The 17,805-nt window shown below is 72.3% G+C and carries 13 protein-coding genes; 10 read left to right on the top strand and 3 right to left on the bottom strand.

The window, feature by feature from the left end:
- From ACZ6S6_RS07925 to ACZ6S6_RS07885, 9 genes are all read left to right on the top strand, one after another.
- Window positions 1-1,152: an XdhC family protein gene (locus ACZ6S6_RS07925; protein ID WP_469704366.1), complete on the top strand. Its 1,152-nt coding sequence runs from the start codon at window positions 1-3 to the stop codon at window positions 1,150-1,152.
- A 107-nt stretch (window positions 1,153-1,259) separates the two neighbouring features.
- Window positions 1,260-5,012 carry a S8 family serine peptidase gene (locus ACZ6S6_RS07920; RefSeq protein ID WP_469704365.1) on the top strand — a complete coding sequence of 1,251 codons (3,753 nt, stop codon included), beginning with the start codon at window positions 1,260-1,262 and terminating at the stop codon, window positions 5,010-5,012.
- A gap of 242 nt (window positions 5,013-5,254) precedes the next feature.
- The gene (locus ACZ6S6_RS07915) at window positions 5,255-5,557 is read left to right on the top strand and encodes an urease subunit gamma (RefSeq protein WP_362954645.1); all 303 of its coding nucleotides are present in this window, start codon (window positions 5,255-5,257) and stop codon (window positions 5,555-5,557) included.
- Complete coding sequence (locus ACZ6S6_RS07910; protein WP_362954643.1) at window positions 5,554-5,919, top strand: urease subunit beta; 366 nt, start codon at window positions 5,554-5,556, stop codon at window positions 5,917-5,919. The genes ACZ6S6_RS07915 and ACZ6S6_RS07910 overlap by 4 nt, the downstream gene beginning before the upstream one ends.
- Before the next feature lies 1 nt (window position 5,920).
- The gene (locus ACZ6S6_RS07905) at window positions 5,921-7,624 is read left to right on the top strand and encodes an urease subunit alpha (RefSeq protein WP_362954641.1); all 1,704 of its coding nucleotides are present in this window, start codon (window positions 5,921-5,923) and stop codon (window positions 7,622-7,624) included.
- Entirely contained in the window at window positions 7,624-8,289 is a 666-nt protein-coding gene (locus ACZ6S6_RS07900) for an urease accessory protein UreF (protein ID WP_362954639.1), read from the top strand. The genes ACZ6S6_RS07905 and ACZ6S6_RS07900 overlap by 1 nt, the downstream gene beginning before the upstream one ends.
- 49 nt (window positions 8,290-8,338) lie before the next feature.
- Window positions 8,339-9,013 (top strand): urease accessory protein UreG, encoded by a 675-nt coding sequence (gene ureG / locus ACZ6S6_RS07895; RefSeq protein ID WP_469704507.1) that lies wholly within the window; start codon window positions 8,339-8,341, stop codon window positions 9,011-9,013.
- Window positions 9,010-9,726: an urease accessory protein UreD gene (locus ACZ6S6_RS07890; protein ID WP_469704364.1), complete on the top strand. Its 717-nt coding sequence runs from the start codon at window positions 9,010-9,012 to the stop codon at window positions 9,724-9,726. The genes ureG and ACZ6S6_RS07890 overlap by 4 nt, the downstream gene beginning before the upstream one ends.
- A gap of 91 nt (window positions 9,727-9,817) precedes the next feature.
- On the top strand, window positions 9,818-10,561 hold the full coding sequence (locus ACZ6S6_RS07885; protein ID WP_362954636.1) for an SDR family NAD(P)-dependent oxidoreductase: 744 nt from the start codon (window positions 9,818-9,820) through the stop codon (window positions 10,559-10,561).
- Here ACZ6S6_RS07885 and ACZ6S6_RS07880 read toward each other — a convergent pair.
- From ACZ6S6_RS07880 to ACZ6S6_RS07870, 3 genes are all read right to left on the bottom strand, one after another.
- On the bottom strand, window positions 10,548-11,816 hold the full coding sequence (locus ACZ6S6_RS07880; RefSeq protein WP_469704363.1) for an MFS transporter: 1,269 nt from the start codon (window positions 11,814-11,816) through the stop codon (window positions 10,548-10,550). The two genes, ACZ6S6_RS07885 and ACZ6S6_RS07880, sit on opposite strands and share 14 nt — an antisense overlap.
- 133 nt (window positions 11,817-11,949) lie before the next feature.
- Window positions 11,950-13,029, bottom strand: a complete 1,080-nt coding sequence (locus tag ACZ6S6_RS07875) for a hypothetical protein (protein ID WP_362954632.1) — start codon at window positions 13,027-13,029, stop codon at window positions 11,950-11,952.
- A gap of 139 nt (window positions 13,030-13,168) precedes the next feature.
- Complete coding sequence (locus tag ACZ6S6_RS07870) at window positions 13,169-17,032, bottom strand: hypothetical protein (protein ID WP_469704362.1); 3,864 nt, start codon at window positions 17,030-17,032, stop codon at window positions 13,169-13,171.
- A gap of 177 nt (window positions 17,033-17,209) precedes the next feature.
- Between ACZ6S6_RS07870 and ACZ6S6_RS07865 the strand changes: the two genes are divergently transcribed.
- Window positions 17,210-17,386 (top strand): hypothetical protein, encoded by a 177-nt coding sequence (locus tag ACZ6S6_RS07865; RefSeq protein WP_469704361.1) that lies wholly within the window; start codon window positions 17,210-17,212, stop codon window positions 17,384-17,386.
- Window positions 17,387-17,805: the final 419 nt, after the last annotated feature.

The following is a 17,805-nucleotide window of genomic DNA, read 5'->3' as shown; positions in this document are numbered from 1 at the left end:
ATGCTGGACATCGCCGAGGAGCTCGACCGGTGGGCCGGGCAGGGACGTGAGTTCGCGGTGGCCACGGTGGTGGCCGTCGGGGGCAGCGCTCCCCGGCAGCCGGGCGCCGCACTGGCCGTCGACCGCGACGGCACGGTGATCGGATCGGTCTCCGGCGGGTGTGTGGAGGGCGCGGTGTACGAACTGTGCCAACAGGCCCTCGATGACGGCATCACCGTACGGGAGCGGTTCGGCTACAGCGACGAGGACGCCTTCGCGGTCGGTCTGACCTGCGGCGGCGTCATCGACATCCTGGTGGCACCGGTCCGGGCGGACGACGCCGCCCGCCCGGTGTACGCCGCCGCGCTCGCCACCGCCGCCCGTGGGGAGGCGGTGGCGGTCGTCCGGATCACCGACGGGCCCGCCGGACTCCTCGGCCGGCCCCTGCTGGTCCGGCCGGACGGCGCTCACGAGGGCGGGCTCGGGGGACACCCGGAGCTCGACCGCACCGCCGCCGCCGAGGCCCGCGCGATGCTGGACGCGGGCCGCACCGGCGCCCTCACCATCGGCGCCGAGGGCTCGCTCTGCGGGGAACCCCTCACCCTGCTCGTCGAGTCCAGCGTCCCGCCGCCCCGGATGATCGTGTTCGGGGCCATCGACTTCGCCGCCGCGCTGGTGCGGGCCGGGAAGTTCCTCGGCTACCACGTCACGGTGTGCGACGCCCGACCGGTCTTCGCGACGAAGGCCAGGTTCCCGGACGCGGACGAACTCGTCGTCGACTGGCCGCACCGCTATCTGGCCGGGACCTGTGTGGACGCCCGCACCGTCCTGTGCGTGCTCACCCATGACGCCAAGTTCGATGTCCCGCTGCTGGAGACCGCGTTGAGGCTGCCGGTCGCGTACGTCGGCGCGATGGGCTCGCGCCGCACCCATCTCCAGCGCAACGACCGGCTGCGCGAGGCCGGGGTCTCCGAGCTCGAACTGGCCCGGCTGCGCTCGCCGATCGGCCTCGACCTGGGCGCCCGTACGCCCGAGGAGACGGCCCTGTCGATAGCCGCCGAGATCGTCGCGGACCGGCGCGGCGGCAGCGGTGTTCCACTGACCGGCGCGCACACCCCGATCCATCACAGCGGCTCCGTGCCGCCCACCGGGCACATGGCCTCCGTGGCCTGAACAGGCCCCTCGCCGGCGCCCGCGCCGACCGGCGGGTTGCCGCCACGGCGCGTTCACGCCAGGGATGAACTCCACCGCGGCCGCCGATTTACCGGTAGATCAGCTGCATGACATTCACCCCCTCCACTGTCTCCGGCCGGGCGAGACCCGCTCGTGCGGGGCGCAGGGCCCTCCTCATAGCGACCTCCGTCGCCCTGGTGAGCGGCGCACTGCTCCCCGCCACGGGCTCCGCCTCCGCGGCCACCGGTCACCTCCCGTCCGCCGGCCACCCGGCCGCCCCCGTCGAGCGGTACGACATCACCCTGCTCACCGGTGACGTCGTCCACTACGCCGACGGGGCCGGAAAGCAGGACACCGTCACCGTGGACCGCCCCGACGGCTCGGCCGGCGGAGTGCACGTCCAGCAGGCGGGTGACGACATCTACGTCCTGCCCGACGAGGCGGCGGGCCTGATCGCCGCCGGCAAGCTGGACCGCCGGCTCTTCAACGTCACCGCGCTCGCGAAGATGGGGTACGACGACAAGACGTCCGGCGGCATCCCGCTGATCGCCACCTACCCGGCGAGCAAGGCCCGTTCGCTGCCCTCCGCACCCCGGGGCAGCAAGACGGTCCGCCGGCTGGAGAGCATCCACGGCGCGGCGCTGAAGGCGGCGAAGGCCACCACCCGCGCCTTCTGGGACGACATCGCCGCCACGCCCAAGGCCCGTTCGCTCGACAACGGCATCACGAAGCTCTGGCTCGACGGCCGGGTCGAGGCCGCGCTGAAGGACTCCGTCCCGCAGGTCAACGCCCCGCAGGCCTGGGCCGCCGGCTACGACGGCAAGGGCTCCAAGGTCGCCGTCCTGGACACCGGCATCGACGCCACCCACCCGGACGTCAAGGACCGTGTCCTGGAGTCGAAGAGCTTCGTGCCCGGCGAGGAGGCCGACGACAAGCACGGCCACGGTACGCACGTCGCCTCCACGATCGCGGGCTCCGGCGCCGCGTCGGACGGCGTCAACAAGGGCGTCGCGCCCGCCGCGGACCTGATCGTCGGCAAGGTGCTGGACAACGAGGGCAACGGCGCGGACTCCGGCATCATCGAGGCGATGGAGTGGGCCAAGGCGCAGGGCGCCGACGTCGTCTCCATGAGCCTGGGCTCCAGCATCCCGGACGACGGCTCGGACCCGATGTCGCAGGCGGTCGACAGCCTCTCGGCCGACGGCGGTCCGCTCTTCGTGATCGCGGCGGGCAACGCCTACGGCGCGGGCACCATCGGCTCGCCCGGCTCGGCGGACAAGGCGCTCACCGTCGCCGCCGTCGACAAGCAGGACAACCGCGCGGACTTCTCCTCCATGGGCCCGCTGACCCGCAGCTACGGTCTGAAGCCCGACCTCTCCGCGCCGGGCGTCGACATCAACGCCGCCGCCTCGCAGTCGGTCCCCGGCATCGAGGGCATGTACCAGTCGATGTCCGGTACGTCGATGGCGACGCCGCATGTCGCGGGCGCCGCCGCCATCGTGAAGCAGCGTCACCCCGACTGGTCCGGTCAGCGCATCAAGGACGCGCTGATGACCTCGTCGAAGGAGCTGGCGGACTACACGCCGTACGAGCAGGGCACCGGCCGGCTCGATGTGAAGGCGGCGATCGACACCACGGTCGAGGCCACCGGCTCCGTCGCGGTCGCGACCTACAACTGGCCGCACTCCGACTCCGAACCGGTCACCGAGCGGACCATCACCTACCGCAACACCGGTGACAAGGACGTGACGCTGGACCTGGCGACCGACACGGACATCGATGCCTACACGCTGTCGGTGAAGCAGCTGACCGTGCCCGCCGGTTCGACCGCCGAGGCCGTGCTCTCGCTCGACCCGTCCAAGGTCGCGAACAACACCACCTTCTCCGGACAGGTGATCGCGAAGGACGCCACGGGCGCCACCGTCGCGCACACCGGCTTCGCGCTCAACAAGGAGCAGGAGCTCTACGACCTGAGGATCGAGCTGGGCGACCGCGCGGGCAAGCCGATGGACGGGCAGGTCGTCCTCGCCGCCCTCGGAGACGAGAACATCGGCGTCGTCGGGGTGGCGGGCGAGACCACGCTCCGGCTGCCGCCGGGCGACTACACCGCCTGGACCGCCGCCGACATCAAGGGCGACACCGCCGACTCGCAGGCCCTCGCCTTCCTGGCGGCCCCCGAGATCATTCTCGACAAGTCGAGGACGGTCTCCCTCGACGCCTCGAAGGCCCACAAGATCGCCGTGAAGACGCCGAAGGAGACCGAGAACCGCCAGCTGCGCTACGACATGGCGCGCACCGCACCGGACGGCACCGTCCAGCGCGACGCGTACCAGATCCCGATGACGTACGACCAGCTGTGGGCGAGCCCGACCAAGAAGGTCACCAAGGGCAGCTTCTCCTTCCTGACCCGCTGGCGGCAGGGCGAGAAGCTGATCGACCTGACGGCCGACGGCCGTGACGTGCCGGTGGCCGTGCAGGGCGGATCGCCCGTCGCGGAGGACAGCGACAAGAAGCTCGGCAGCGTCTTCGCCGGTGACGGCGCCGCCGCCGACTACCGGGGCATCGACGCCAGGGGCAAGGCCGTCGTGATCCGCGGCAGCGCCGCGGTGCCCCCGGCCGACCGGCTCGCGGCCGCGGTCGCCGCCGGGGCCAAGGCGCTCTTCGTCGTCAACCAGGGCGACGGCGTGCTGATGGAGACGTACACCGACTACGGCACCACGGCGGCCATCCCGGTCGCCGCCGTGCGGCGCCTGGCCGGCGAGGGACTCGTCAAGGCCGCCCGGCGCGGCAAGAAGGTGACCGTCGAACAGCGCAGGTTCGCGCGCTACATGTACGACCTGGTCGACCGCCACGACGGCACGATCCCGGACCGCTCGCTGGCCTTCGCCCCGGCCGCCCGCCGGCTGGCGAAGGTGGAGAACACCTTCTACGGCACCCGCGACGCCGTCGGCGGCGGCTTCCGCTACGACATCCCGGACTACGGACCCGGCATCGGCTTCCAGGAGTACGAGAAGTTCCCCGGCACCCGCACGGAGTGGGTCACCCCGCTGCCCGGCGACTCGTTCTGGTACGAGGACCACTCGGTCTTCAACGACGAGGGCACGGACAACGCGCTGGAGGAGCGCGGCGGCACCATGGACTACCAGGGCGGCCGCAGCTATCGGGACACGTGGTTCGCACCGGTCAGCCACCCGCGTCTGGGCACCGGCTACTGGGGCCCCTTCCGCTCCTCGTACAACGACATCCAGTTCAACATCACGCCGTGGACGGACTCGGGTGCCGGCCACTCCGGCTCCATGGAGAACGAGTACGACAACGGCACCATCGCCTTCTTCCAGGGCGACACGCAGCTCAGCAAGTCGGCGGGCCGTGCCGGCTACGCCTTCGACCTCTCGCCGGAGAGGCTTCCGTACCGTCTGGCGCTCGACGCCCAGCGCGACGAGGGGATCTGGAAGACCTCCATCCGCACGCACACCGAGTGGAACTTCCTCTCGGGCGCGCTCGACCCGGCCGGACCGGAGCAGGCCGACATCCCGCTGCTCCAGCTGGACTACGACGTCGCCACCGACCTGGCCGGTGACGTGAAGGCCGGGAAGACGACCGAGATCGGTCTCTCGTCCACCACACAGGAGTGGCTGGACGGTGCCGTGAAGGCGACGAAGGCCTCGCTGTCGGTCAGCTACGACGACGGGGAGACCTGGAGCGCGGTGCGGCTGAAGAAGGACTCGGCCGGTTCCTGGACCGCCCGGTTCAAGACCCCGAAGAAGGGTGCCACCGCGGTTTCGCTCAAGGCGCACGCCGAGGCCGGCAGCGGTTTCACCGTGGACCAGGAGATCATCCGGGCCTTCGGTCTGAAGTGACCTGCTGAGTGCCCCTCTTGAGGCGGCCGTCCACCCCTGGACCGGGGTGGGCGGCCGCCTCTCGCATGGTCCCGCGATGACCAAAATTTGTCCGCCTTGCCCGTATATAGTGGGTCATGATGCAAGAAAGGGACTTTTTGCGGTGTGGCGTGAGTTGCCACGGCGCCTCCCGGAGGCTTATAAGAGGAAGGTGGCCAAGGCGATTCCGGGAATTCCGTGAACTGCGGCCATGGAGGTTTCCCATGTTTCTCACTCCGTCCGACACGGAGAAATTGCTGCTGAGTGTTGCCGGAATGGTCGCCCGCGACCGGCGGGAGCGGGGCGTGCTCCTCAACTACCCCGAGGCCGTTGCTCTGCTCGCCTGCTGGGCGATGGAACGAGCCCGGGAAGGTGCCGGGGTCGCCGACCTCATGGCCAGGGGGCGGTCCGTACTCACCCGCTCTGACGTGCTCGAAGGTGTTCCGGAGATGCTGCACGACGTCCAGGTCGAAGCGACCTTCCCCGACGGGCGCAAGCTCGTCACGATCACCTCGCCGATCCCGTGATCCCCGGCGAGGTCCGCACCGGGGCCGGCGTGGTGCACATAAATTCCGACCGCCGCAAAACGCGGCTCACCGTGGTGAACGACGGGGACCGACCCATTCAGGTCGGATCGCATTTCCATTTCTTCAACGTTAATTCCGCGCTTTCCTTCGACCGGTCGCAGGCCGAAGGATTCCGGCTCGATATCCCGTCCGGCGCCTCGCTGCGCTTCGAGCCCGGCGTCGGCTCGGAGGTCACCCTCGTCGAGCTCGGCGGACGCGGAACGGTGCCCGGCATCGTCGTCCGCACCGCGCCCTGGTCCCGGGGCGCGCGAGGCACAGCGGCGGGCACCGCACCGGACGCCGCGGAACAGGAGGGCGTGTGACATGGCACAACTGACCCGCGCCGCCTATGCGGCGTTCTACGGCCCCACCACCGGCGACCGCATCCGGCTCGCCGACACCGACCTCTGGATCGAGGTGGAGGAGGACCGCTGCTTCGGCGGCGACGAGGCGGTCTTCGGCGGCGGCAAGTCCATCCGCGAGTCGATGGGCCAGGCCACCACATCACGCGCCGACGGCGCCCTCGACCTCGTCATCACCAACGTCGTGGTCCTGGACCACTGGGGCATCGTCAAGACCGACATCGGCGTCCGGGCCGGCCGGATCGTCGCCCTCGGCCGCTCCGGCAACCCCGACATCGGTGACGGCATCCACCCCGAGCTGGTGATCGGCCCCGGCACCGACGTCGTCTCCGGCGAGGGGCGCATCCTGACCGCCGGAGCCGTCGACAGCCACGTCCACTTCCTGATGCCGGAGACCCTCCACGAGGCCCTCGCCACCGGCACCACGACCGTCATCGGCGGCGGCACCGGAGCCACCGAGGGATCCAAGGCCACCACGGTCACCCCCGGCTCCTGGAACCTCGCGATGATGCACCGCTCCCTGGACCGCGTCCCGCTCAACATCATGCTGTTCGGCAAGGGCTCCACCGTCGGCGAGGAGGCCCTGCGCGAGGCCGCGCTCGGCGGCGCGGGCGGCTACAAGGTCCACGAGGACTGGGGCGCCACCCCCGCCGCCATCGACGCGGCACTGAAGGCCGCCGACGCCTACGGCCTCCAGGTCGCCCTGCACGGCGACAGCCTCAACGAGGCCGGCTACGTCGAGGGGACGCTCGAAGCCATCGCAGGCCGCGGCATCCACGTCTTCCACGCCGAGGGCGCCGGCGGCGGCCACGCGCCCGACATCATCACGGTCGCCTCGCAGCCCAACATCCTCCCGGCGTCCACCAACCCGACGCTCCCGCACACCGTCAACACCGTCGACGAACACCTCGACATGCTGATGGTCTGCCACCACCTCAACCCGCGCGTCCCCGAGGACCTCGCCTTCGCGGAATCCCGCATCCGGGCCAGTACCATCGCGGCCGAGGACATCCTGCACGACATAGGGGCCTTCTCCATCACCTCGTCCGACGCCCAGGCCATGGGCCGCATCGGTGAGGTCATCTGCCGCACCTGGCAGGTCGCCCACGTGATGAAGCAGCGCTTCGGCGACCGCGGCAGCGAGCTGCCCGCCGACAACGAACGGGCCCGCCGCTACGTCGCCAAGTACACGATCTGCCCGGCCGTCGCCCACGGCATCGACCATGTCGTCGGCTCCGTCGAACCCGGCAAGCTCGCCGACCTGGTGCTCTGGGACCCCGCGTTCTTCGGCATCCGGCCCGCCGCCGTGATCAAGGGCGGCATGGTGGTGTACGCCCCCCTCGGTGACGCCAACGCGGCGATCCCCACCACCCAGCCCGTCCTGCTGCGCCCCACCGCCGCCGCCGGGGCCGCCCCGCACCTCTCGGTCAGCTTCGTCGCCCCGGCCGCCCTGGCCGACGGCCTCGCCGAACGCCTCGGGCTCGAACGCGAACTCGTCGCCGTACGCCCTACCCGCCACCTCACCAAGGCGGACCTGCCGAACAACACCGCGCTCCCGGAGATCGAGGTGGACCCGGAGACCTTCGTCATCCACATCGACGGGGAGCTCGTCGAACCGTCACCCGCCACCCGACTGCCGCTGGCCCAGCGGTACTCCATGTTCTGATGGGCGCACTGGCACCCCTCCTGCTCGGCGACGGACGGCTCCCGGTCGGCGCGTACACCTACAGCGCCGGGCTGGAGCCGGCCGTCGTCGCGGGCCTCACCCGCGACCGGATCCCCGCACTGCTGAGGGCCCGGCTGCACACCACCGCCCTCACCGAGGCGGCCGCGGCCGTCCTCGCGCTGCGGGCCGCGGGGCGCGACCCGGTGGACTACGGGCCCGTGCAGCAGGCCCTCGCGGCGCGGACCCCGGCCGCACCCCAGCGCGAGACGTCGGCGGCGCTCGGCCGGGGCGTGCACCGGCTGGCCCGGCGCCTCGCCCCGGACCACCCGGCGGTCACCGCGCTGGCCGGCATGCGTCCCCGGCCCCTGCGGCCGGTCGCGCTCGGCGCACTCGGAGCCGTACTGAACGTCTCCGAGGAGGAGTTGGCGCACGGCGTCGTCTACGACGAGCTGCAAACCGTCGCGTCCGCCGCGTTGAAACTCCTGCCCGGCGACCCGCTCGACTCGGTCGCCTGGATCCTCGCCGCCGAACCCGACGCGGCGGCGGCGGTGGCCGCCGCCCTCGCCGTACGGACCCCGGACGGACTGCCCGCCCGTACCGCGGCGCTCACCGAACAGTGGGCGCTCGAACACGCACGACGCGAACGGAGACTCTTCCTTGCCTGACAACGACACCACCCCCGAGCCGCAGCCCAACCCCCACTTCCACGAGCCGCTGAACCAGCCCCGGGCCCTGCGCCTGGGCGTCGCGGGACCGGTCGGCACCGGAAAGAGCTCGATCCTGGCCACCCTGTGCCGTGAGCTGGCCGGCGAGCTCTCCATGGCGGTGGTCACCAACGACATCTACACCGACGAGGACGCCCGCTTCCTGCGCTCGGCGGGCGTGCTGCCCACCGAACGCATCCGCGCGGTCGAGACCGGTGCCTGCCCGCACACCGCGATCCGCGACGACGTCAGCGCCAACCTCGACGCCGTCGAGGACCTGGAGGAGACGTACGGCCCGCTGGACCTGGTGCTCATCGAGAGCGGCGGCGACAACCTCACCGCCACCTTCAGCCCGGCCCTCGCCGACGCGCAGCTCTTCTGCATCGACGTGGCGGGCGGCGGCGACGTCGCACGCAAGGGCGGCCCCGGCATCACCGGCGCCGACCTCCTGATCGTCAACAAGACCGATCTGGCCCCCTACGTGGAGGTCGACGTGCCCGCCATGGTCGCCGACGCCGAGGAGGCCCGCGGCGGGCTGCCCGTCCTCGCCCTCTCCAAGGACGACCCGGCCGCCATCGCCGAACTCGCGGACTGGGTACGGTCGCTGCTGCGGCGCCACCGCTCGGGCACCCACGTCCCCACCGACCCCGGCCCGATGGCGCCGCACAGCCACACCCACCCGTGACCGATCCGACCGTCGTCGCCGCGGAGTGCGACGGATCGGGCCGCCATCTCGTCCGCGAACTGCGCCCCGGCGCCTTTCTCGCCCCCCGCCCGCTGCTGCCGTGCCCCGGCCGCACCCGGGTCGCCCTGGTCGGCATCCGGGCCGGACTGCTCGCCGGTGACGAGCTGAACCTGAAGATCTCGGTCGGTCCGGGCGCACACCTCGAACTGGTCGAGCCGGCCGGACTCGTCGCCTACGACCACCGGGGCGGCTCGGCCCGCTGGCGGGCCCGCGTCGATATCGCCGAGGGCGGCGAACTCACCTGGCACGGACTGCCGTTCGTGGTGTCCACCGGGGCGGACGTCGAACGCGTCATGGACGCCCGGCTCGCGTCCGGGGCCCGGATGCTGTGGCGTGACACCCTGGTCCTCGGCCGCTCCGGGGAGCGCGGCGGGCGGGTCCGGGCCACGACCCGGGTGACGTACGAGGGCCGGGACCTCCTGGTCGAGGACCTCGACCTCACCGACCCGGATCTGCGCGAGCTCCCCGGCATCCTGGGCCCGAACCGCGTCATCGGCTCGGTCGCCGCGTTCGGCGCGGCGCCGCCGGGACCGCCGCACCCCTACCGGATGGACCTGGCCGGGCCGGGGGCGCAGGTGCGGCTGCTGGACACGGTGGCACCGGCCGTGGACGCGGAGCTGACCGCCGTCTGGGAGTCCTGGCTCACCAGTTGATATGCACCATACATATAAGATGTATGGTGCATAGACAGGGCGCCGGGGCGGGGGCACGGCGCCGGGCACAGCGAGTCGGAGGAACAGCGCAATGACACTGGAGAACAAGGTCGCCGTCGTCACCGGAGGAGCCTCGGGCATCGGCGAGGCCGTCACCCGGGTCTTCGTCGAGCGGGGCGCGCGGGTCGTGGTCGTCGACCTCCAGCAGGAGGCCGGCGACGGCCTCGTGGCAGATCTCGGCGACGCGGTGGCGTTCATCCGGGGTGACGTCTCCGACCGCGCGGTCGCCGACCGGGCGGTGGCCACGGCCGTCGAGCGCTTCGGCGCCCTGGACATCCTGGTGAACAACGCCAGCGCCTCACGGGTGCGGCCCTTCACCGAGCAGACCGAGGACGACTGGAAACTCGCCCTGGACACCGGACTCTTCGCCACCCGCAACTTCATGCTCGCCGCGTACCCCGAGCTCCGCAGGAACCAGGGCGCGGTGATCAACTTCGCCTCGGGCGCGGGCATCGACGGCCAGCCCAACCAGGCGTCGTACGCCGCGGGCAAGGAGGCGATCCGGGGACTGAGCCGGGTCGTCGCCAACGAGTGGGCCGCCGACCAGATCCGGGTCAACGTCGTCGCGCCGATGGCGAGGACCGCGGGCGTCGCCGCCTGGGCCGAGGCCAACCCCGAGCAGTACGCCCTCTCCGCCGCCAAGGTCCCGCTCGGCCGCTTCGGTGACCCGCGCACGGACGTCGCCCCCGTCGTCGCGTTCCTGGCGAGCGACGACGCCCGTTACATCACCGGTCAGACCCTGATGGCCGACGGCGGCGCGATCAAGCTCCGCTGACCCGGCCCCCGGCCCCCGCTCCCGCGCGCCCGGAGCGGGGGCGCACCAGCGCCGCCGCGCACAGCAGCGCGGGCGCCGCCGCCAGGGCGAAGCACAGGGCGAGCGGCAGCCGCCCGACGAGCAGCCCGACCGCCGCGGTGCCGCCCGAGGCCCCGGCGTTGAACGCGGTGTTGACCCAGGCGCCCGCCTGGGTGCGCCGGGCGGCGTCCACGGACTCGTCCGCGATCAGATACGCGGTCGTGAGGACCGGGGCGACGAACAGCCCGGCGACCGCGACGACGGCGACCAGCACGTACAGGCGCGGCGAGAGACCGGCCGCCATCAGCGCCGCCCCCATCCCCGCGGCCGCGACCACCAGCCGCACCCGGCTCGACAGCTTCCACCGGACCGCCCCGTACGCCAGACCGCCGACGGCGCTCCCGGCCGAGAGGGCGGCCAGCACCCAGGACACCGCCGCCGCCTGGCCGCGCTGCTCGGTGAACGCCACCACCAGCAGTTCGAGCGCCCCGAGGCAGAGCCCCACGGCGGCCGTCACCAGCACCGTGTGACGCAGCGCGGGGATGCCGAACAGCCGAAGCCGGGGAGCGGCGGGAGCGTCGGTGGAGCCGGTGGGGGGCGGTTCGGGGCGCGCGTGCTCACGGGGCACCGCCGGTGACGACACCAGCGCCAGCGCCCCCACGAACACCAGCAGGGCACCGGCCAGCACACCGGCCGCGGGCCGGCCCGCCCGCACGATCAGGCCCACCAGCAACGGGCCCGAGACATAGAGCAGTTCCTCGGCGACACCGTCCAGGCTGTACGCGCGCTGCAACAGCTCCCGGTCCGGGACGAGTGCGCTCCACAGCGTCCGCATGACCGGACCCAGCGGCGGAGTGCAGACACCCGCCGCCACGGCGAGCGCCCCCAGGGCGAGGGGCGGGGCGCCCGGCCGCCAGGTGGCCAGGGCGAGTACGCCGAGCACCGCCGCGTACAGCCCCGCCATCGGCGGCAGGACGCGACGCGGCCCGTACCGGTCGATCAGCGCGGCACGGGCGGGGGAGAGGAAGACACTGGCGGCCCCGAACAGGGCCATGGCGCCGCCGGCGACGGAGTACGAACCGGTGGCGTCCTTGATCGCCAGCAGCAGGGCGAGCGGGACCACCCCGTACGAGAGCCGCCCGAGCAGCGCGGCGCCGAAGGTGCGTACGGCATGGGGGGTGCGCAGGACAGTGGCGTACGAAGGCGCGCGCGAGGGCGCGGAAGAAGAGGTGAGCACGATGACATTCCTCGTGAGGGCGACGCGGGGAACACGGCGCCGCGAGTGTGCGGGAACACCGGAGTGCCGCACCCGGGGTGACGGGTGCGGTCAGTGCGGGGTCCTACACACGAGGAGGAGTCATGCGGGCAAGTTAGCAGAGCGGGCGCCGCTCCGGCAGGGGGCCGCCGGACTTCTCGGTGATGTCCGCATTGGCCGCCATGATGTCCTCGGCGGCCGCCCACAGCCGGGGCAGGAACCGGGTGACCTCCTCCCGGCGGGCCAGGATGTCCGCGGTGCCGGTGATCCCGGTGAGCTCGGCGGCGGCCGCCTCGAACGCGGGCAGCCGGGCGGCGTGCAGCGCGGGTGCGTCCGCGGCCAGCACCGTGTGGCAGCGGGCGAACGTCGCGATGATCCAGAAGACCGCCTCGCGGTGGTCGCCCCGGTCCAGGAGCTCCAGACTGCCGTCGACGGCGATCGGACGCGCCTGTGCGCTGAGGTCGCCGCTGAAGAAGAACGGTGTGCGCGCGACCGGGACCGTGGCGTCGAACGTCCGGGTCAGCTCGGCCACATGGTGCCGCACCCGCCGCTCGGAGACGTCCGCGCAGCCGAGCAGTCCCAGCAGCTCCGGGTAGAGCTCCGGCCGCCCGTACGCGGTCAGGACGTCGCGCACGGCCGGATAGCGCAGCCGGACGGTGGGGTTGCGCAGGGCGGCGACCAGCAGGACATGCGTGGTGACCCCGGTGGGGAACATCCAGGCCGGCACCTGCTCGTGGAAGGGGGCGCGGGCGTCGAACGCGGCGAGGCGGCTCTCGACGCGGTGCCGGGCGTCCAAGCACCGCCGGCGTACTCGGCTCCGCTCGGCGAAGCGGGGCGAGACCTCCGCGTACAGGGCGCGCAGCCGGCCGGTGGGATCGTCGATGACCGTGTCCGTACGGAAGCTGCCCGCCAGGTGGTACGAGGAGAGCACGTTCTCCGGATCGCCGAGCTCGGCCCAGGGCACGTAGGTGATCTCCAGCAGGGCGCCCTCGTAACGGAGTTTGCCGGGCTTGGCGGGCGGGTCGCCCTCCTCCGTGACGACCATGACGTCGACGTCGGACGAGGGCGCCAACTCGGCGTCGTCCGGCCTGCCCACGGTCGACCCGCTGTAGTACGCCCCGCGGTAACCGGGGGTGCGCCGGCCGTGTGCGGCCACCCAGCGGACTGCGGCGGCGCGTGCCGCTCCGACTCTCACGTGCGCGACTCCTCGGGGGTGGGCCCGGCGGGGGCGGGCTCCGGTGCCGTGCCTTCCCCGACACCTACGGGGTGCGCCCACCGTTCGTCAAGCGGTGCCTCCGGGGCCCGCGTCAGCGCACCGCTGTCCGGTGGCGGCCCTACGGGCGGGCGAGGTCGCGCGCGATCGTGCTCAGGTGGGTCAGCGCTCCGGGGGCGAGCCGGGGGAGCACGGGGACAGCGCGAGCCCACGCACCCGATTCCAGTAGCTTTCGTACGGCCTCCCGCGCGGGTGTTTCCGTACGAGGGCTGCTGTCGGCACACCTGCGGGCGAGTGCCAGGCAGATTCGGACGACTCGGTCGTCGGCCCGATGACGGGTGCTCAAGGCGACCGGGGCGCCGCTGAGGTGGGCAGCGACGGCAGCGAGTGCGAGCGAGCGCTCGTCCGGTGTCCGCAGCGCCTCGGCAAGGTGCCACGCGGTAGTGATGTCACCCTCCACGGCGGCCAGCAGGGCGACTTCCGCACATGAGTCCTGCCCTGGCCGGAGCGAGCGCCGCCACCTGTCGGTCACGGCCGTGACGGCGTTTGCTGCCTCGTCCGGGAGGCAGCCGAGTCGCTCCAGCAGGGCGAGCACGGCCATCGCCGGCGCACTGTCCGGCACGGGTGCGCCGGCCATCCGCAGTGCGACTTGGCGCAGCGCGTCCCGCAGCCGCGGGTCCGGTTGCCGCACGTCCGGAAAGGCGAGGAGCAGAGCCGCCGGCTCGGGGAGCACGGGAAGCGGGGCCGGCCGGCCGGGTTCCCCGATGCGGCGAGCGAGGGCTTCGACGAGTGGCTCGGCGATACGGGCCGCCTCTTCGGGACGGTGCCGGACGAGCCCGGCGGCGACGGCCGTGCGTGCCTGCCTCCTCTGGGCAGCGGTGGCCCCCGATGCCATGGCGGAGGCCGCGCTTGCGTCCCCGGCATGGGCCAGGGCCTGGGCGACGAGGTTGGCGAGGCCGGGATCGCCGCCCTCCGGCACCAGAACGCGTGCCTCGTCGGCGTACCGGGAACCGGCGGCGTCGTGACCGCCGAGAGAGCAGCCCTTGGAGAGGGCCGCCAGATGTCGTGCACGGTCCTCCGGACCGGCCTGGCACGCCGCGAGCGCCGCCCCTTCGTCGAACTCGCCCATCGAGCCGAGGGCTTGGCACAGATCCGCGGTCCAGTGCTCCGAGCCGGGATCCCGGGAGGTGTTCGACGATGCCCGGGAGACGGGGGAACACTGGAGAGCGGACTCCAGCAGTTCCCGGCCATGCAGATGATCACCCGCACTCAACCGGTCGTCCGCTTCCTGGAGCAGAAGCAGATGTGGGGGAGCGGCTTGCGGGGCGGTGTCCGGCGCGGGCAGACCAGTGGACCTGCGATGCCTTCTCGGCCGAAGGCTTGCTTCCACGGCCGCCCGTGCCTGCTTTCCGCCGGCACCGTGCTTCGACTTCAGCTCCTCGTTGTACGCGGCGTTCCCCGCTTCCGCGCTCCTGCGCCGTGCGTTCACCATCTCCTTGGCGGTGGCCGACGCCTCCCGCTCCTCCCGCCCGATACGCTCCCTGGCCGATTCGACGAACCACCGCGCGCGTTCCCGTACGGAGTCCCCGAGCACGCCGATGCGCAGGTACTCCGGCAGGGAATCGAGGAGCCTGCCGAAGTCGTCGAGGTCGCTGCCGGTCGCCCCGGTGTCGACCACAGCCCGTGCGAGACGAGCCAGCGTCCCGGCCAGCTCGCGTCGCAGGTGCGCCTGGTCGTCCTCGGACGGGGGCCGGCCGTCCGCGTCCTCCGGCGTCGCGACGACCCTGGCCGTCCGGGCCAGCGCCTCCCGCAGCCGAGCGGCGGCCGCGTTGGGCCGCTTGGCGGGGAGGCGGGCGAGGGCCGACGCGGCACCGGCCAGCACGTCGACCGCACCCAGCCCGTCCGCCGGGCCGATCTCCTGGCAGACGGCCTCGATGCGATCACCGGCGCACGGGCCGAACGAGGGGACGGCCCGTGCCAGGACTGCCCAGAGCTCGACCGAGGCCGTCCGGGCGAGCGTGCCACCGGCGCTCAACATCTCCGCACGGTCATGCAGTACCTCCGCGACATCGGCATCCCGAACCACGTCCAGCATCCCCGCCGCCTCGATGAGCGAGTCGACGCCGACAGCGGGATGGTGAACCACGGCCCGGACCAGTGACCGGGCGGCGCCCGGCCGGTTGAGCCCGGCGAGTGCGCGGGCAGCACCCAGGAGCCGTGCGTACGCCTCCGGGGCCACATACCCGCCCGGAGAGCCCTGGCCGGCGCGGTCGCGCGCCAGCAGTGCCACCGCCTCCAGTACGACGGCGTCGACGTCCTCCCGTCCTGCGTACGCCGTCTCCACCGCCACCTCCGCCAGGTGGACGGCGCACGCGGCGGGCGTCGGCGCGGAGCGCGCGAGACCACGTGCGCGCTCTGCCTCACCCAGCCGGACCAGAAGAGCGGGAGCCCCGTCGGACACCTCCCGCGCCTCCCCGCGCAGGAGGTCCCGTGCGGCGGCGAGGGGTACGAGTGTTGCCAGCGCATCGGCCGTGACGGGCCGCTCCTGGGGGATCTCCTCGTCCAGCGTGTCCAGTTGGGCCAGCGCGACGGCCGGACCGGCTGTGTGTGCGAGGCGACGGAGCCGGGGCATATCGAGGACGTAGGCAGCGCGTTCGGCCGTGTCCGTCAACGTGCGAAGCCGGAGTGCCAGGGGGTACGGGGGCGTGTCGTGCGGCCACCCCGCCGCACTCCACCGCTGGGTCCACGCCCGTAGCGCGCGGTCGTGCCGCGCGACACCGTCCTCTCCCAAGTCCTCACGGACGGCCAGGATCAGGCCCGGCTCGGCCAGGCTGTACGTCCGGAGCACCGGGTTGTCGAGGACGAGGGTGCGCCCGGCGGGCCCGTGGACGAGCCGGTCGATCCGGTCGGCGGGCAGCCCGGTCAACTCCGCCAGGTCCGCCGTACGCAGTCCGCCGCCCGACACGGCGAGCAGTCCGGCCACCGGACCGCTCAGAGCAGCGGCGTCCGGCGGTGGCGTCCGAAGCAGGGGGACTCCTGCGACCGGCAGGAGGGTGTGCGTGCGGGCCTTCCGGCGCAGGGGGTGGTGCGGCGGAAGATCGTCAGGGAAGCGCACGCGCTGCCGGACGGAGACGATGACCCTCATCGCGGGAGGAGGCGGGGCCGGGAGGAGTGCGGCAATGCTTCCGTGCGCCGGCCTGCGATCCGCGGCGGCGGCGACGCCGGTCCAGGCCACGTCGTCGTCGAGCCCGTCGACCACGAGCAGAAGCGTCCGGTTGCGCGCGATGCTCTTCTTGGCGGCCAGCGAGAAGCGGCGCTTCCACTCGCGGACCGTGCTCGGGCCGGGTTCCATCGTGTGGTCCAGTAACTCCCCGATCTGCCCCGCCATTTCCTCTTCGAAGCCGGCTCGGCTGTCGTCGCCATGGGCCGAGGACACGAAGTAGGTGAGGATGTCGACGTCGGGCGGTGGCCGGTGCCGGACGTAGTCGGCGAGCAGCGCGGTCTTGCCGACGGGGGCGTCGGCCTGCCAGCACAGATACCTGAGCGCCCGTGGACTTCGGTCCTCCAAGAACGAGTTCATGTCCGAGCGCTCACTCGTCCGACCACGCAACTCGGCCGCCGACGTTTCGAGAGCCGCCCCGTGTACCCGGATGAAATGCCGATCAGGGTCATTGCGTCGTGCCCTCGGGCTCTGCTTCCCCTGCCCCTTCTTCCCTTCCGCCTGAGCGGCGCACAGGAGGACGGCCAGTTCGGCGTCCCCCGGCACCGGCCCGTCGGCAGCCGCCCGCAAGAAGTGCACGAAGGTCCAGAACTTCTCCTCGTCAGCCGGATCCGGGGCTGTCAGGCCCTCACGCCAACCCCTGAAGGTGGAGGAGCTGATCCCGAGTGCCCGCTCCACCGCCCGGTTGGTCAGCCCTGCGGCGTCCCACAGCTTCGCCAGCTCGACGCCGAGCCGGTCGTGCGCGCCGCGCTGCGCATCGGGCATCTTCCACCGCTTCCTGCCCGGCTTCTGAAAACCCGGCCGACGTCGTGCGGTTTCACACCGGTTGACCTGCACAAATCGCGTCACCGTGCAGGTCGTTGCTCGCCGCACACCACTGGTCTCCTCGACTCTGAAGCCATACCGCAGCAGCCGAATCCGGCTCCGACAGAAGGATGGCCCGTGTCCGAGATCCCCCGACTTCTCTATTACACCGCAGCCGTGAGCGGCTGCGCCGGACTTCTGTACACGGGCGTCCTGTTCGTGGTGGCCCTCGTCTCCGTCCTGGCGTCCACCCCGGAGCGCCGCAAGGACGCGCGCGCCACCCTCGGCATCCTTGTACGACGGCGGGGGCGGTGAGGGCGGGGTTTTCAAGCGGTGCGGTGGATTGAGACAACTCGATTGCCTCGGAGAGCTTGGATCCGAGGAAAAGTCGAGGATATGTTGCCGGAACTGCCCCGTGAGGAAGGCGAGATGGGGTACAAATTCTCTGTGCAGCAGAACGCGGCCGATCGCGGCGACATCCCCCGGCTCCGCAGGAGCGGGGCCGGAGGTCACGACACGGAGGGCGCGTATGGGTAGGCCTGCACTCGAATGGTTACAACGCCATGGAGGTGATCTGTTCCTCATCGTGACGGCCGCGGTGGTCGGCAAGGTGATCGACCACCTCTAGGTGGCCGTTCTTGGCGCAGCGCACGCGCCAAGAACGGCCTGTCTCGGCCATGAGTGGTTCCCGTTCCGCTGGAACGGGACGGGAACCACTCAATGCCTGACCGGAT

This window comes from Streptomyces sp. NPDC048671 (genome assembly GCF_055587045.1).
Note: the sequence above shows the minus strand (reverse complement) of the source record. Positions and strands in the feature narration are given on the sequence as shown.

Excerpts from the sequence above, each read along its gene's own strand:
- ACZ6S6_RS07915 (WP_362954645.1), top strand. The coding sequence starts at position 5,255 with ATGTTTCTCACTCCGTCCGACACGGAGAAATTGCTGCTGAGTGTTGCC.
- ACZ6S6_RS07920 (WP_469704365.1), top strand. The coding sequence starts at position 1,260 with ATGACATTCACCCCCTCCACTGTCTCCGGCCGGGCGAGACCCGCTCGT.
- ACZ6S6_RS07870 (WP_469704362.1), bottom strand. The coding sequence starts at position 17,032 with ATGCCCGATGCGCAGCGCGGCGCGCACGACCGGCTCGGCGTCGAGCTG.
- ACZ6S6_RS07905 (WP_362954641.1), top strand. The coding sequence starts at position 5,921 with ATGGCACAACTGACCCGCGCCGCCTATGCGGCGTTCTACGGCCCCACC.
- ACZ6S6_RS07925 (WP_469704366.1), top strand. The coding sequence starts at position 1 with ATGCTGGACATCGCCGAGGAGCTCGACCGGTGGGCCGGGCAGGGACGT.
- ACZ6S6_RS07885 (WP_362954636.1), top strand. The coding sequence starts at position 9,818 with ATGACACTGGAGAACAAGGTCGCCGTCGTCACCGGAGGAGCCTCGGGC.
- ACZ6S6_RS07900 (WP_362954639.1), top strand. The coding sequence starts at position 7,624 with ATGGGCGCACTGGCACCCCTCCTGCTCGGCGACGGACGGCTCCCGGTC.